Raw genomic sequence first — 14,766 nt, forward strand, 5'->3', positions numbered from 1 at the left:
GGGCGGGTGGCCGTGCGGCGGCGGTTCTGGGCGCGGCCGGTCACCAGCAGCGCTGCCGCGATCACCACGGCGGCCAGCGGCATCGCCCACACCCACCACGCCACCCCGCCAGAGGCGGCGGCCAGCGTGCCGACCGTCGGGACGGTCAGCGTGGAGGAGACGAGCGAGACCTGGTACGTGGCGGGCTCGGAGGGTGTCGCGAACCCCATGTCCGTCGTCGTCAGCACCAGCCGCAGCCGGTGGCCGGGGGCGAAGGCGTGGTCGACGGCGGGCAGCGTGATCGTGGCCTCCGCGCTGGTCGCGCCCTCGGGTATGGCCACCCGGATCGGCGCCACCAGCCCGGCGGGCAGAGCAGGCGGCTGGACGCTGTCGGCCACGTCGTAGAGCTTGGCGAACAGGGTCGCCTCGGTCCCGCCCTGGCCCGACACCCTGATCGTGGCCGTCGAACTGCCGGTGAGCTGCAGCGGGGCGGTGAGCGGCCGGGACTCGAACGCGGCGCTCTGGCCCGGCATGTCGATCGCGACACCGGGGCTGTTCTGGCCGCCGAGCAGGCCGCCGACGCCGGGCACCGACGAGATCGAGGCCGGCGCGCCGCCGGGCGGGTTGGCGATGTTCTGGGCGGGGCCCGCCAGCTCGACGGTGCGGGTGGCGGTGCCGCCGAGGCCCGGGTAGGAGCCGGTCTCGGGGTGCAGGCGGATGCGCTGGCGGGTGCCGGGGTCGCGGCCGCCGTCGCGGGTCACCGTGAACGCGCTGACCGGCGGCGCCGTCTCCCCGTCACCCTCGCCCTTCAGATAGCGGGCGAACCAGGCCGACGACTGCTCGAACACCCAGTCGGCCTCGCCGTCGCCGCCGTCGTGACCGCCGTCGAACCAGGTCAGGCTGACGGGTGTGCCCCCCGCGGCGATGGCCCTGGCGTTGGCGTCGGCGTGGCTGAGCGGGAACAGCGAGTCGCGCTGGCCCTGGATGAGCAGGGTCGGCGCCTTGATCTGGGCCGCCACGGTGATCGGGCTCGACTTGCGCAGCAGGTCGACGGCCTCCGGAGTGGGCCTGCCCGTTTTGGCGACCTCTTCGTAGACGGTGCAGATCTCGGGACGGAACCTGCCGCACCTGGCCTGCTCCGGCGTGAGCGGCCGGGCGGCCTCGGGCCGTCCCCGCAGGGCGAGGCTGTCGAGCGAGACGCCCTGGCCGAAGAAGATGCCCGCCCACATGCGCTTGAACACGCCGTTCTCCGCCTCGGGCAGGCTGCCGGCGGCGGGGCTCTGGCCGGCGTCACCGGCCGCGGAGAGCGGGACGGCCGTGTTGGGGAAGAGCGCGTCGGCCAGGTCCGACCAGGTGATCCGCGGGACGATGGCGTCGACGCGCCGGTCGTGGGCCGCCGTCATCAGCGCGATGGCGCCGCCGTACGAGCCGCCCGCGATGCCCACGCGCGGGTCATCCGACGCGTCGAGCAAGACCTCGGGACGCTTGGCCAGCCAGTCGATGAGCTGCTTGACGTCCTTGACCTCGTAGTCGGGCGAGTTGAGCGCGATCTCGCCCGTCGAGCGGCCGAACCCGCGCGCCGACCAGGTCAGTACGGCGTAGCCGTCCTGGGCGATGCGGACCGCCTCGTCCCTGACGCTCTGCTTGCTGCCGCCGAAACCGTGGCCGAGCAGCACGGCAGGCGCCTTCCCTCCGCCCGGTGGCGGGAAGAACGTCGTGTCGAGCTCGACCCGCTGGTCGTCGGCAGGCCCGTCGACGACGGTGATGGTCTGATCCTGGCCCCGCACCTCGGCACCCGACGGCCACACCAGCCACGTCGTCACGGCGATGAGGGCGAGCGCCGCCGCCGACGCGGCCATACGCTTCATGCGGCGAGCCTACTGACCGCACCTGAGAGATCGCTGAGACGGGTTGCCCCTGTCTAGGCTTACACATCGTGGACTATTTGGAGACCAACAGGGCCAACTGGAATTCCCGGGTGCCCGTCCATGTCGGAAGCGACTTCTACGACGTCGACGGCTTCGTCGCGGGCCGGAGCCCGCTGAGGTCGTTCGAGCGGGAGGAGGTCGGCGACGTGTCCGGCCGCCGCCTGGCCCACCTGCAGTGCCACATCGGCCTCGACACCCTCGCCTGGGCCCGGCTCGGGGCGGAGGTGACCGGTCTCGACTTCTCCGACGCCGCCGTCGCGCAGGCGGAGACCATCGCCGCCGCGTGCGGCCTCCCGGCGAGGTTCGTCACGGCCGACGTGTACGACGCGGCCGAGGCGCTGGGACGGGCCGCGTACGACATCGTCTACACCGGTGTGGGGGCGCTGGTTTGGCTGCCCGACCTGACGCGGTGGGCGCAGACGGTCGCCGCGCTGCTCAAGCCGGGCGGTTTCCTCTATCTCGCCGAGTTCCATCCCTTCCCCGACATTCTGGACGAGGCCACGGGCACCACCGTCACGCACGACTACTTCGACCGTGAGCCGCAGGTCTGGGTCGAACCGCACACCTACACCGGCGACGACGTGCTCGAACACCAGACGTCCGTGCAATTCCCGCACAGTCTCGGCGAGGTCGTGAGCGCGGTGGCCGCGGCGGGGCTGCGGGTGGAGTTTCTCCACGAGCACGACTTCACCCTCTTCCAGCGCTTCGCCACGCTGGAGGCCGCCGACGGCCACTACCGCGTCCCCGGCGGCGCCCCCAAGGTCCCCCTCATGTACTCCCTGCGCGCCTCGGCCGGCAGCGGACCTTCCCCGGCGCCCACTCCCGGCCACTGACCAGGAACGAGGACCGTAAGATTCTCTTCCGTGAAGTCTCCAGCATCGATCAAGAAGGCCGCCGAGTGGGCCTTGCCCTATTGGACCAGAGGCCAGGCGGGGCGCGAGACGCCGCACGACCTGTTCAGGGTGCTCTATTTCGGATGGCTGGGGGCGTTCACGCTCAAGCTGCTCGGCTCGGCGTGGGACGTCTCGTGGCACTTCAAGTGGCTGCGCGATGACCTCGCCCCACCTCACCTGCTCAACTCCGCGGGCACGGCCCTCGCCCTGGCCCTGACCATCATCCACGGCTACACCGGTTACGGCGTCGACAAGGCCGCGCTGCGGCTGATCCAGTGGGGCACCGGGATCTTCCTTGTCGCGGTCCCGCTCGACCTGATCAACCACCGCGTCAACGGGCTCGACATCACCTCGTGGAGCCCGTCGCACATCATGCTCTACCTTGGAACGTTCTTCATGATCGCGGGTGTGGTCCGGGGCTGGTTCATGGGCGCGCCGCCCGGCCGGGAACGCGTGGTCGTGCTCGGCGCATTCCTCGCGTTCTTCTTGGAAAACGTGCACTTCCCCGAGCAGCACCAGGAATACGGCGTCCTGTCGATCGGCGCCTGGGACAACGGCACCGTCTACGCCGAGCCGATCCTGCTGCAGTTCGCGGCCGACCAGATGGGGCGGCCGATCGACCGCACGATGATGACCGGGTTCGCGCTGCCCGTGCCCGACTTCCTCTACCCCGTCTACGCGGTGGTCGCCGGGGTGGCGGTGCTGGTGGTGGCCAGGATGCTGATCGGCAGGTTCGGCGCGGCGACGCTGGTGGCCGCCTCCTACGTGGGCGTCCGCACGCTGATCTGGCCGCTGCTGACGTTCACCGGGTTCCCGCCGTCGGCGGTGCCGTTCTTCCTGGTGGTCGCCGGGCTGCTGGTGGACGTCGCGTTCCTGGTACGGATGCCCGCCGTACGCGCCCTGCTGGGGGCCGCGGGTGCGACGGTCGGCGCGTACGTCGCGTTGACGGCCCAGAACGCGGTCATGGGCGGCGTGTACGACGTGCTCAAGGGCCAGGAGGGGCTGCTCGGCGCGCCCCCGCCGGCCATGTCGTCGGCCGTCTGGGCCGGGCTCGGCCTGCTGGCCGCCTGGCTGGTGGTGGAGTGGGTCGTCAGCAGGAGCCGCCCGCGCCCGGCCGGGGCCGCCTCACCCGTGATCGCGCCCGTCACTCCATAGCGCCGACGGGCTCGCGCCCGTTTCCCCGGCACCGGCCGATGACCCGTTTCCGCAGCGTCGGGCGGGCCGGGCCGGGCCCGTATCGTCGGGTGGGTCAGGCCCGTTTCCGTAGCATGGGCGGTCGAGACCGACGCCGTCGCCGATGGATTCCCGTCGCCCTCCTCGCGGGTCGACTCGGCGCGGTGCCGTCAGACGATCGAGGCGCGGGTGATCGCCACCGCCACGCCGTACGCCAGCCCCATCACGCCGACCTCGGCCGCCGCCCATCCCACGAGGGCGGTGGCCCGGCCCTTGCGGACGGCGGGCAGCAGGCGGAAACGGATGTGCGCCGCCAGCGGCACCAGCAGGGCCACCAGCGTCACCTTGGCCACGACCAGGAGCCCGTAGTCGCTGGTCAGGAGCGCGTCGGGCAGCGTCACCCCGGGCGTGAGCGCCATCGTGCCGAGCCCTGTGATCAGCCCGGACAGCGCCACCATGATCAGGCACACTGAGGCGATCCTGGAGAACTTGGGCAGCGCCATGGCCAGCAGGCCCGGGTGGGGCGCGACGAAGACGGCGGTCACCAGCAGCCCGCCCGCCCACGCCGCCGCACCCATCACGTGGATCTCCATCGAGATCATGATGGGGTCGTGCCAGATGGAGTTGACCGCGTGCCCGGTGACCGGGATGGGCAGCAGCCCGAAGAGCGCGACGATCACGCGTAGCTCCGCCGGCACCTTCTCGCCGAACCGCACCGCCATCAGCCCGATGCCCGCCGCCGCCAGCGCGCACGCCGCGCTGAACAGCAGCCCCTGGCCCGTGCCGACGTTCCCGACATAGTCCGCGATCATCCCGAACGTCGGCACGGCGCCGGGGTTGAGCTCTGCCGTCTGGAACACGATCGTGAGCAGTGCGCAGATCGCCCACGCCCAGGCCGCCATCACCGCAAGGGGCCGGACGCGGACCATCACCGGCTCGGTGTACTCGGGCCGGTCGAACCCGAGCAGCTTGGCCACCAGGCTGAGCCCCACCACGGCGACGGCGGACACGTCGAGCAGCACCCGCACGACGGGCAGACCGACCGACACCAGCGGCCCCGGCATGGGAATGCCGGGCACGGCCTCCTGCTCGGAGAACGAGCTGGCGGCCACGGCGGCGACGATGGCGCACACCGGGAACACGCCGGCCACGAGCCGCCCGCCGACGCGCTGCCCGGAGAGAGGGGGAGCAGGGGAGGCGGTGACGGTCACGCCTTCGTCCCCTCGGCCGCGGAACCCGGCACGGGTCCGGCGGCGGCGCCCGGCACGGGTTCGGCGGTGGTGCCGGGCGTGGGTTCGGCGGTGGTGCCGGGTGGGCCGGCCATGGCGGTCTCCTGGGCGGGTCTCGCGCGGCGGAGGGCCACGGCGGTGCCCATGGCGAGGAGCAGCAGCGCCCCCACGATCCACACCACGGCCATCCCGGCCCCGCCGTTGGCCGCGGCCTCGGCGGCATCGGGGCTGGCCGCGGCCTCGGCGGCGTCGCCGTTCGTGCCCTGATCGGCGGTGCCGGAGGCCACCCCCCCGGCGTCAGCGGTCAGGCTGAAGCCGATCTTCCCGGTGACAGGGTGCCCGTCGGCCGACAGGATGCGATAGCCCACGACGTATGAGTCGCCCGCCGCCAGCGGCTTGACCTTGACCGACACCCGTTCCGCGGTGATCTCGGCGGCCCCGTCGGCCCAGGCCGACCCGTCGGCCCCGGTCACACCCACGTGCGCGTATCCCTGGCGTACCGGCTGGTCGAACACGAGGGTCACCCGCGCGGGAGAGGCCGTCAGCGTGGCTCCGTCCTTGGGGTCGCTGCCGATCAGCACGTTGTGCGCCTCGGCAGGGGGGAGGGCGATCCCGGCCGCCGCGAAGGCGAGCAGCAGGACCGTGAGTAGCCGCCTCACAGGGGAAACCTTCCATCGTCGCGTCTCGAACCTGTATATGGTCCCATCCATGACGGACCTGTTCGGCGGCGCGGCTCCCTACTACGCCAAATACCGGGCCGGTCACGGCGAGCCGGCCATCGAGCACCTGGCGATGACGTTCGGCGACGACAGCACGGTGCTGGACCTCGGCTGCGGTCCCGGCACGGTGGCGATCCCGCTCGCGCGGCGCGTGCGGGAGGTCCTGGCCGTCGATCCCGACGCGGAGATGCTGGCGGAGGGCCGCCGGCTGGCGGCGCGTGCGGGCAACATCCGCTGGCTGAGCGGTGATTCCACGCGGTTGCGGGAGTTGCCCGGGTTCGACCATGTCGTCATGGGCAGGTCGTTCCACTGGATGGACCGCCGCGCGGTGCTGCTGGAGCTGGACGAGCTGCTGCCTCCGCACGGCGTCGTGGCGCTCGTCGGACCGTCCCGCGCGGGTGAGGAGCTGCCCTGGGAGCCGGCCATGCGGCGGGTGCGCGACGAGTTCGGCGTCAACACCTTCACGGCCACCAACTCCTACCAGGCCACGGGGGAGCACCACGACGACATGCTCGCCGCCTCGCCGTTCAGCGACTTCGACGCGACCCCGTACGAATATCGCCAGGTCTACGACCTGGAGGCGGTGATCGGCCTGCAGCTGTCCTACTCCTACACCGCTCCCGCCAGACTCGGCGACCGGATGGAGTCCTTCACCCGGGCGGCCAGGCGCGCCCTGCTCGCGCACAACCCTCGGGGCATGTGGGAGCAGGTGACGATGACCGAGGTCCTGATCGCCGGGCGGCCGCCCGGTCAGGCGCGCTAGGCGCGCGCCGGCTCCGCCCAGATGCCCATGAGCCGCCAGATCCGCCGAGTCAGCGGGTTGATCAGGCCGATTTCGGCGCACAGCTCCCGCGTCTTGCCGATGGAGTCGCGGATCTCCTGCTTGGCCGCCGGGTTGCGCAGGTAGATCTCCGACACGACGCTGAGGGGGATCTTGAAGTGCCTGATGAGCGCCCCGGGGGGCGCCAGCATGATGCGGGCCATCACGCCGAGGATGATCGGGGAGGCGATGCCGAGCAGGAGCCGCCGGTACGCCGGCATCCGCGGCACCCGGTTGCGCAGGTAGTGGCGGGCGAACGAGATGTGCCTGGCCTCTTCCGCGATGTGGATCCGCATGATCGTCTCTTCCAGCGGATGGTGCGCCCTGTCGTCCTTGAGCACCTTGCGCTGCACGTGGTCGATCGGGTCCTCGCCGCCCAGCACGAACACGAAGAACAGCTCGGTCGAGATCAGCGGAATCAAGGGCGCCGCCTGCGCGATCGCCGACAGCGGCCCGGGCATGCCACGCACGGGAAGCTCCGTCCGGTTCACGAACTCCTGGAACATCATCCCGTGATGTCCCTCTTCGATGGTCTCGTGGTAAACGTACCGGAACTCGGGCGCGCCGTTCGGCAGCCGGTAGGCGTAGTTGAGCAGCCCGCGTTTGAGCAGGTTCTCGAACTGCAGGCCGATCTTCATGGCGGTGGCCACGCGCCACAACCCGATCGCCGCCCGGGTCTCCGGGGGCCGGCCGCGATACCACGGGTGGCCGCCCAGCTTGTCGACCGTGGGCAGCTCCCAGCGTGGGTCGGCCGGGTCCACCTGGAACTCGGGGTCGTCCCACGGGATGTCTCGATAGGGCTCCCAGTGTTTGTCGACCGACGCCTTCGAGAGGCGTTCGATGACCGCTTCGTAGGCCTTCCTGTTCGCGACCTGCTCGTCGCGTTCCCTGGCGGCGGTAGAGCTCGGTGCCTGTGTCATCGCGTGCGCTCCTCTCCTCGCCCGGTATTGTACGAAGCATCCAATAGCGCGGGAAGGTGAGGATCGTAGGTTTCGTCACAGCTTTTCCGGGGCGACTCCGATCTCGTTGGCGGCGGCCGTGCGGATGAGCGCCCCGGCCCGGCGCCGGGACAGGGCCCTGGGGTGCACGTGCATCTGGACCGCGAGCCCGTCGACCAGCGCCAGGATCCGCCACGTCGCCCCATCGGGGTCGGCGCACGCGAACTCGCCGGACGTCACGCCCGCCTCGATGATCTCGCGAAGGACGAGACGGCCCTGGGCGTCGATGCGCCGCGAGATGGCCTCCAGCTCGGAGCTGCGCATCGCCTCGGACCACGCGTCGATCCACAACCTCCAGCCCTCGGTGGGGATCGCGGGGGAGCAGAGCCGCAGGAGGGTGCGCAGCCGTTCGAGCGGCGTGCCAGAGGATCGCTCGACGTCGTTCAGGGCGTTGAGGTGCAGGCGCGCCGCGTAGGTGAAGGCCTGCGCGAGCAACTGGTCCTTGGTCTCGAAGTGGTAGAAGAGCAGCGCCTGGCTGACGCCGGCGGCCCTGGCGATGTCGATGGTCCTGGTATGCCCGAACCCCTGCTCGGCGATCACCTCGCAGGCCGTCTTCAGGAGATCCTCGCGCCGTAATCGGCTGAAACCTGATGTCACAGCGGGTAGCTCTAATTTCTGGTTATAAGGGTTTTTATTGGACAAACTAGGCGCGCCGTCTGTTCCGACATCTCGCGGTGATCATGGTACTGGTGGATCTCCGGGCGTTCTCGGCAGGGGGGTCGAAAATCATTACTACCCACCTTTACTACTCCCTTACCGGCATCCGAAGGACGAATCGGGCACCTGCGTTGGAGTCCTCGATCCTGAGCGTGCCGCCGTGCGTGCGCGCGATCTCGCGGGCGATCGGCAGGCCGAGCCCGGTCCCGCCGGCGTCCCGGTTGCGCGAGGCGTCCAGCCGGGTGAAGCGCCTGAAGACCATCTCGCGGTGCTCGGGCGCGATGCCCGCCCCGTCATCGAGCACCTCCAGCACGGCCTCGCCGTCGCGGCGCACGATCACGGCGACCGTACGCTCCGCGTGCCGCTCGGCGTTGTCCAGCAGGTTGGTCAGCAGGCGGGCCAGCCTCAGCCGGTCGCCCGTCACGACCACGCCGGGTTGCACCGAGACCCGGACCTCCTTCGTACGCGGCCTGGCGACCTCGGCGGTGACCAGTTCGCTCAGGTCGACCGGGCCGAGCCGGGCGGGAGCGCCCGCGTCGAGCTTGGCCAGCGTCAGCAGGTCGGTGACGATGTTCTGCAGCCGGTCGAGACTGGTGAGCAACCGGTCGCCGACCTCCCGCCAGTCGGTTTCGTCGGGGGCGAGCATGGCCTCCTCGACCTCGGCGCGCATCGCCGTGATCGGGCTGCGCAGATCGTGCGAGGCGTCGGAGGCGAACCTGCGCTGGTGCTCCATCGAGTCCTCCAGCCGCGCGAGCGTGCGGTTCGCGGTCTCCGCGAGCGCCCGGATCTCGTCGGCGTTCTCGGGTACGGGCACACGCATCCCCCCGCCGTCGGCGGTGATCTCGGCCAGCTTGCGGGTGATGTGGTCGACGGGCGCGAGCGTCTTGGCCACCACGTGCGAGACGCCGTGCCAGGTCAGCACGACCAGTGCCGCGGAAGCGAGGACGAGGAAGACGAGCGCGCCGGGCGTGGCGTACCAGGGCGGCCGGGGGCGGAAGGCGTAGACGAGCCAGTCGCCGTCCGGCTGGTACACGCGCTGGACCGCCACGATGTGGCAGCCGCCGGAAAGGTACGGCAGGTCACAGGCGTGGACGACGCGGTTGGTGGTGTCCGGTGGAGGCGACGCGCCGGTCAGCCGCGGCCCGCCCGTCAGATCGGACGTGGCGGACACCACGCGCCCTTGCGGATCGACGACCTGGACGCCCCGTATGTCGAGATTGCCGAGGAGCGGCAGCTCGGCCTCCTTGACCAGGTGGGCCACCGTCAGGGTGGTGCCGACCGCGTCCTGGGTGTGGATGTCGACGGTCGTGTTGTAGACCATCCACAGCAGCGCGGAACTGGTCATCAGGCAGAGCAGGGCCATGGTGACACTGGCGAACAGCGCCAGCCGCGCGCGTATGGAACGGCCCAGCAGTGCGATCACACCTATCCCCCCGTAGTCAGGCGATCACACCAAGTGCCTCTTGCTCTAATTTACGGAGATTCCGCCCTTAATTCGAGTTTCGGACGTACAGAGCATTGCTCTGTACGGGCTCCGGCGCCCTGGCTAGAGTAAGTGAACACTGATGCCAAGGAGCCGATGTGAACCTCGCTGACTACCGGCGTGCCGCCAGGGCGTGGCTGCAGGAGAACGCCCCATCGGACGACTCTCAGGAAACGGACTCGGTCACCCGGGCCAAGGACTTCATGGCCAGGCTCCACGACGCCGGCTACTCCGGGATCACGTGGCCGGAGCGGTGGGGCGGCCAGGGGCTGACCCAGGCGGAGGAGCGCGCGTTCGCCGAGGAGGCACGCGACTACGCCCTCCCCACCTACGTCTTCTCGATCGGCCTCGGCATGACCGGCCCGACCCTGGTCGACCGGGGCACCGACGCGCAGCGCGAGCGCTTCGTCCGGCCCCTGCTGCGCGGCGAGGAGATCTGGTGCCAGCTCTTCTCCGAGCCCGGCGCCGGCAGCGACGTGGCCAGTCTGCAGACCAGGGCGGTGCGCGACGAGGCCCGCGGCGACCAGTGGATCGTCAACGGCCAGAAGGTCTGGACCTCGGTCGCCCACCACGCCGACTGGGGCCTGTTGCTGGCCCGCACCGACGTCGACGTGCCCAAGCACAAGGGCCTGACCATGTTCGTGGTCGACATGCACCACCCGGGCGTGACGGTCAGGCCGCTGAAGGACATGTCGGGCAGGGCCAACTTCAACGAGGTCTTCTTCGACGACGTGACGATCCCCGACGAGCATCGCGTGGGCGAGGTCAACGACGGCTGGAGCGTGGCCGTCACGACGCTGCTGCACGAGCGGTTGTCGATCTCGGCGGGCGTCGGCATGGGCGGCCGGCGCGACCACCCCGCCTCGGTCGAGGCGCTGCGCCAAGTCGTCGACACCGGCGACCCGCTGGTTTGCGACCAGCTCGTCGAGCTGCACATCCGCACCCGCGCGCTGGCGCTGTTCAACCAGCGGCTGGCCCAGGAGACCAGGGCCGGCATCTTCCCCGGCGCGCGGGGCAGCGCGGCCAAGCTGCTGCTCGCCGAGCTGACGATGTTCCAGGCCGACCTCGCCACGCAGCTGGCCGGCCCCGAGGCCGCGTTGGCCGGCCACCCGCTGGCGCAGGCGATCTCGGTGGCCCCTGGCATGGCGCTGGGCGGCGGCACGAACGAGATCATGCGCAACATCGTCGGCGACCGCGTGCTCGGCCTGCCGCCCGAGCCCCGCGTGGACAAGACCGTGCCGTTCAAGGATCTGAAGGTGGGGACCCAGGCGTGAAGCTCGTACTCAGCGAGGAGCACCAGCGGCTGCGCGAGGCCGTACGCGCCTTCCTGCGCGCCGCGTCCCCGCTGCCCAAGGTCCGTGAGGGCTACGACCCGCAGGTGTACGCCCGGCTCAACCGCGAGCTCGGCCTGTCCGGGCTGATCGTCCCCGAAGAGTACGGCGGCGCGGGCGCCGGCATGACCGAGCTGGCCGTCGTGCTGGAGGAGACGGGCGCGGCCCTGCTGCCGGGGCCGTTCCTGACCACGGCCTTCACCACCGTCGCGCTGACCCGGGTGCGCGACAAGGAACTGCTGACCGGCATCGCCGAAGGCCGCGTCCTGGCGGCGCTCGCCGAGCCGGCCGGCGAGACCGGCCTCACCTACGACGGCTCGGCGGTGCGCGGCACGCTGGCGCAGGTGCTCAGCGGCATGGAGGCTGGCGTGCTGGTGGCGCCCGCGCAGGGCGGAGACGGCGTCGTCCTCGTCGCCGTCGACCTGGCGGGGCCGGGCGTGACCAGGACCCCGCTGGACACGCTCGCCTCACACGCGGTCAGGCCCGCGTGCAGCTGAACGGCGCGCCGGCGCGGGTGCTGGGGCCGCGTCCGGACATCGGCGACCGGCTGTGCGTGGCGCTGGCGGCCGAGCAGCTGGGCGTGATGAGGGCCGCGCTGGACGCCATCGTCTCCTACGCCAAGATCCGCGTCGCCTTCGGCCGCTACATCGGCTCCTACCAAGCGGTCAAGCACAAGCTCGCCGACATGCACGGCAAGCTCGAACAGGCCGAGTCCATCGTCCGATACGCCGCATGGGCGGCCGACGAGTCGCCGGACGAGCTGCCTGAGGCTGCCGCCCTCGCCCAGGCGTACGTCGGCCGCGCCTGCTTCGAGGTGGCCCGCGACCACCTGCTGCTGTACGGCGGCATCGGCTACACCTGGGAGCACGACGCCCACCTGTTCTACAAGCGGGCCAAGGCGGACGAAGTGCTGATGGGGCCCCCGCGCATCCACCGTGCCCGCCTCGCCGCCCTGCTGGAGTTGTGATGGACGTCAGCGCGATGCCCGGCTTCTACACCATCGCCGCCGCCGACCCCGGCCGCCTGGCGCTGATCGACGCCGACGGCGCCCGCACGTCGTATGGCGAGCTGCTCGCCCTGGTCAACCGGGTGTCCCACGGGCTGCGGGCCCGCGGCCTCCGCACCGGCGACGTGGTCGCGGGCGTGCTGCCCAACGGGATCGACCAGGTCGTCATGGTCATGGCCACCTGGCAGATCGGGCTCTACTACGTGCCGATCAACTGGCATCTGACCGCGTCCGAGGTGGCGTACATCCTGGCCGACTGCGACGCCAAGGTGGTCGTCACCGGGCCCGCGCACGCCGTGCCCGGCGGGGAGGTCGGCACGGCGGGGCTGGCCGGAGGGCAGCCGGCCGGCGCGCCCGCGGAACGGACCGCCGGGGCGGTGATGTGGTACACGTCCGGCACCACCGGCGTCCCCAAGGGCGTGCAGCGGCCGTTGCCCGGCGCCGAGCCGGAGGCCATCGTGCCGTTGTACGTGTGGTTCCTCGGCGAGGTCGTCGACCTCCGGCCGGGCGCGGAGACGCATCTGGTGACCTCACCGATGTACCACTCCGCGCCGTGCGCGCACACGCAGTTCGCGCTGCACCTCGGGCACACCGTGGTGATCGCGCCCAAGTTCGAGCCCGAGGCCATCCTCGAGCTCATCGATCGGCACCGGGTGTCCAACGCGATGATGGTGCCGACCATGTTCCACCGCATGCTGCGCCTGCCCGAGGAGATCAGGCGCCGCTACGACCTGTCGAGTCTGCGCCAGGTCATCCACACCGCCGCCGCCTGCCCCGTCGCGGTCAAGCAGCAGATCATGGACTGGTGGGGCCCGGTGCTCTACGAGTACTACGGCTCCACCGAGTCCACCATCGCCTTCTCCGTCAAACCGCACGACTGGCTGGCCAGGCCGGGTACCGTGGGCAGGCCCGCGCCCACGTTCGAAGCCAAGATCTTCGACGACAAGGGCGTGGAGCTGTCGCCGGGCGAGCCGGGCCTGGTCTACGTCAAGTCCGCCATGGGCTCCTTCGAATACCGCAAGGACCCGGCGAAGACGGCCGCCAGCATGCTGGGGGAATGGTACGCGCCGGGCGACATCGGGTTCATGGACGACGACGGCTACCTGTTCCTGTGCGACCGGCGTACCGACCTGATCGTCTCCGGCGGGGTGAACATCTACCCCGCCGAGATCGAGGCCGCCCTGCTCGACCACCCGGCGGTGGCCGACGTGGCCGTCATCGGGGTGCCCGACGAGGAGTGGGGCCACAGCGTGGTGGCCCTGGTCCAGCCGACCGACGGGGTCACGCCCGGCCCCGGGCTCACCGCCGAGCTGCTGGCGCACTGCGGGTCGCGCATCGCCAGGTTCAAGCATCCGAAGGTGATCGAATACCGTTCCGAGCTGCCGCGCACCCCCACGGGAAAGTTGTCACGGTCGAAGGTGCGCGAGTCCTACCTCGCCGAGGCCGGGAACACCAGTTCCTCGGAGTAGCGGCCGTCGCCCAGGTAGAAGCGGGCCGACAACGTCCGGTCCGCGGTGTCGAAGACGGTGCTCCACAACGTGCGGAACGGCTCGGCGGGATCCTCGGCCTGCCGGACGGCCCGCAGGCTCTCGCGCAGATCGTGCGGTGACATGGTGGTGCCCTTGCTGCGCTCGTACAACGTGCGCAGCCGCCCGTACGTGCCGAAGCCGGCCTCGGTGTCGGCGGGCAGGTTCATCGGGTCGGGGTTGCGGTGCAGCAGGTGGTTGGTGACGCAGAGCGGTCCGTCGCCGAACTCGATGATGTGCTCCCTGCCGTCCGGGCCGCGCTCCCACACGAACGCCTGCCCGTGGGCGTCGGCCACCAGGTAGTGCAGGGGCGTGCCGTGGTCGTACTGCTTGGCCAGCAGCAGCGCCTGCTTGGCCTGGTCGGCGTTCTCGCAGGTGTCGACCAGGAATCTGGGCAGTTGCACGCTGCCCACCCCGACCTGCGGCGAGACGTGCTCCGGCGGCTCGGCGTTCTCGAAGTCGGCGATCAGGAGCATGACCGCGAGCCCGGCCGAGTTGATGGCGTCCATGCAGCCGTCGAGGTCCGACATGGTGATGACGGTCGAGGACAGCCCTTCGTCGGGGATGGTGGTGATCACGTAGGGGCGCGAGGCCATGGGCAGCTCGCCGGGCTCCGGCGCCGAGCCCATGATCTCGCTGGTGGTGGAGCGGAAGAAGTCGTAGTTGCGGCCCACCCGGCCGTGGCCGTCGGCGGACCCCGAGGGCGGCACCCACAGGGCCGAGCAGCCGGAGCCCGCGGGCACCACGTTGAGGCCGTCGAGGGCCAGCTCGTCCTGGTCGGGGTCGAAGCCGAGGGCCGCCGCCGCGCCGTCCATGCGGGCGTTGTGCTGCGGCCAGTGCCGCTCGAACCAGGTCCTGCGGGCCCGGTTGACCTCGGGCGTGGCCGGTGCGGGGGACCAGCCGAGCCTGCGGGCCTCCTCGGTGAGGGCCCTGCCGATCTCGAACTGGCTTCCTGCGAGGGTGAGGTGGCGGACCAGCTGGAAGTCGCCGGAGCCGCCCGCGACCTGCGTCAAGTTCTTCATGG

At 71.1% G+C, this 14,766-nt stretch carries 14 protein-coding genes; 7 read left to right on the forward strand and 7 right to left on the reverse strand.

What is annotated here, in order from left to right; genetic code table 11:
- Positions 1-1,847, reverse strand: a 1,847-nt coding sequence (locus tag E1294_RS35145; RefSeq protein WP_246083511.1) for a S15 peptidase family protein, incomplete at its 3' end; no start/stop codon positions are given.
- 68 nt (positions 1,848-1,915) lie between these two features.
- Here E1294_RS35145 and E1294_RS35150 point away from each other — a divergent pair.
- Both E1294_RS35150 and E1294_RS35155 read left to right on the forward strand, forming a co-directional pair.
- Positions 1,916-2,740: a class I SAM-dependent methyltransferase gene (locus E1294_RS35150; protein WP_246083512.1), complete on the forward strand. Its 825-nt coding sequence runs from the start codon at positions 1,916-1,918 to the stop codon at positions 2,738-2,740.
- 30 nt (positions 2,741-2,770) lie between these two features.
- Complete coding sequence (locus E1294_RS35155; protein ID WP_246083513.1) at positions 2,771-3,955, forward strand: hypothetical protein; 1,185 nt, start codon at positions 2,771-2,773, stop codon at positions 3,953-3,955.
- A 188-nt stretch (positions 3,956-4,143) separates the two neighbouring features.
- Here E1294_RS35155 and E1294_RS35160 read toward each other — a convergent pair whose 3' ends face one another.
- Both E1294_RS35160 and E1294_RS35165 read right to left on the reverse strand, forming a co-directional pair.
- Positions 4,144-5,184, reverse strand: coding sequence for a copper resistance D family protein (locus E1294_RS35160; protein ID WP_132515289.1), 1,041 nt, complete (start codon positions 5,182-5,184; stop codon positions 4,144-4,146).
- Complete coding sequence (locus E1294_RS35165; protein ID WP_181958608.1) at positions 5,181-5,861, reverse strand: copper resistance CopC family protein; 681 nt, start codon at positions 5,859-5,861, stop codon at positions 5,181-5,183. Before E1294_RS35165 ends, E1294_RS35160 begins: the two co-directional genes overlap by 4 nt.
- A 49-nt stretch (positions 5,862-5,910) precedes the next feature.
- Between E1294_RS35165 and E1294_RS35170 the strand changes: the two genes are divergently transcribed.
- Positions 5,911-6,684 carry a class I SAM-dependent methyltransferase gene (locus E1294_RS35170; RefSeq protein ID WP_165977635.1) on the forward strand — a complete coding sequence of 258 codons (774 nt, stop codon included), beginning with the start codon at positions 5,911-5,913 and terminating at the stop codon, positions 6,682-6,684.
- Here the strand turns inward: E1294_RS35170 and E1294_RS35175 are convergent.
- From E1294_RS35175 to E1294_RS35185, 3 genes are all read right to left on the reverse strand, one after another.
- Positions 6,681-7,661 carry an AurF N-oxygenase family protein gene (locus E1294_RS35175; RefSeq protein WP_132515292.1) on the reverse strand — a complete coding sequence of 327 codons (981 nt, stop codon included), beginning with the start codon at positions 7,659-7,661 and terminating at the stop codon, positions 6,681-6,683. The genes E1294_RS35170 and E1294_RS35175 overlap by 4 nt on opposite strands.
- Positions 7,662-7,736: 75 nt before the next feature.
- A complete protein-coding gene (locus E1294_RS35180; protein WP_132515293.1) occupies positions 7,737-8,336 on the reverse strand; it encodes a TetR/AcrR family transcriptional regulator in 600 nt (199 codons plus the stop codon).
- 148 nt (positions 8,337-8,484) lie between these two features.
- Positions 8,485-9,819: a sensor histidine kinase gene (locus tag E1294_RS35185; protein WP_246083514.1), complete on the reverse strand. Its 1,335-nt coding sequence runs from the start codon at positions 9,817-9,819 to the stop codon at positions 8,485-8,487.
- Between the two features lie 158 nt (positions 9,820-9,977).
- Here E1294_RS35185 and E1294_RS35190 point away from each other — a divergent pair, with 158 nt between their 5' ends.
- The 4 genes from E1294_RS35190 to E1294_RS35200 are packed head-to-tail and all read left to right on the forward strand — an operon-like array spanning position 9,978 to position 13,685.
- Complete coding sequence (locus tag E1294_RS35190; RefSeq protein ID WP_132515294.1) at positions 9,978-11,153, forward strand: acyl-CoA dehydrogenase family protein; 1,176 nt, start codon at positions 9,978-9,980, stop codon at positions 11,151-11,153.
- On the forward strand, positions 11,150-11,707 hold the full coding sequence (locus E1294_RS56390; RefSeq protein WP_246083515.1) for an acyl-CoA dehydrogenase family protein: 558 nt from the start codon (positions 11,150-11,152) through the stop codon (positions 11,705-11,707). Before E1294_RS35190 ends, E1294_RS56390 begins: the two co-directional genes overlap by 4 nt.
- Entirely contained in the window at positions 11,698-12,177 is a 480-nt protein-coding gene (locus E1294_RS56395; RefSeq protein ID WP_246083516.1) for an acyl-CoA dehydrogenase family protein, read from the forward strand. The genes E1294_RS56390 and E1294_RS56395 overlap by 10 nt, the downstream gene beginning before the upstream one ends.
- Positions 12,177-13,685 carry an AMP-binding protein gene (locus E1294_RS35200; RefSeq protein WP_246083517.1) on the forward strand — a complete coding sequence of 503 codons (1,509 nt, stop codon included), beginning with the start codon at positions 12,177-12,179 and terminating at the stop codon, positions 13,683-13,685. The genes E1294_RS56395 and E1294_RS35200 overlap by 1 nt, the downstream gene beginning before the upstream one ends.
- Here the strand turns inward: E1294_RS35200 and E1294_RS35205 are convergent.
- The gene (locus E1294_RS35205) at positions 13,646-14,764 is read right to left on the reverse strand and encodes a C45 family autoproteolytic acyltransferase/hydrolase (RefSeq protein ID WP_220448102.1); all 1,119 of its coding nucleotides are present in this window, start codon (positions 14,762-14,764) and stop codon (positions 13,646-13,648) included. The genes E1294_RS35200 and E1294_RS35205 overlap by 40 nt on opposite strands.
- Positions 14,765-14,766: the final 2 nt, after the last annotated feature.

The sequence above is a fragment of the Nonomuraea diastatica genome (assembly GCF_004349015.1).
GTDB lineage: Bacteria > Actinomycetota > Actinomycetes > Streptosporangiales > Streptosporangiaceae > Nonomuraea > Nonomuraea diastatica.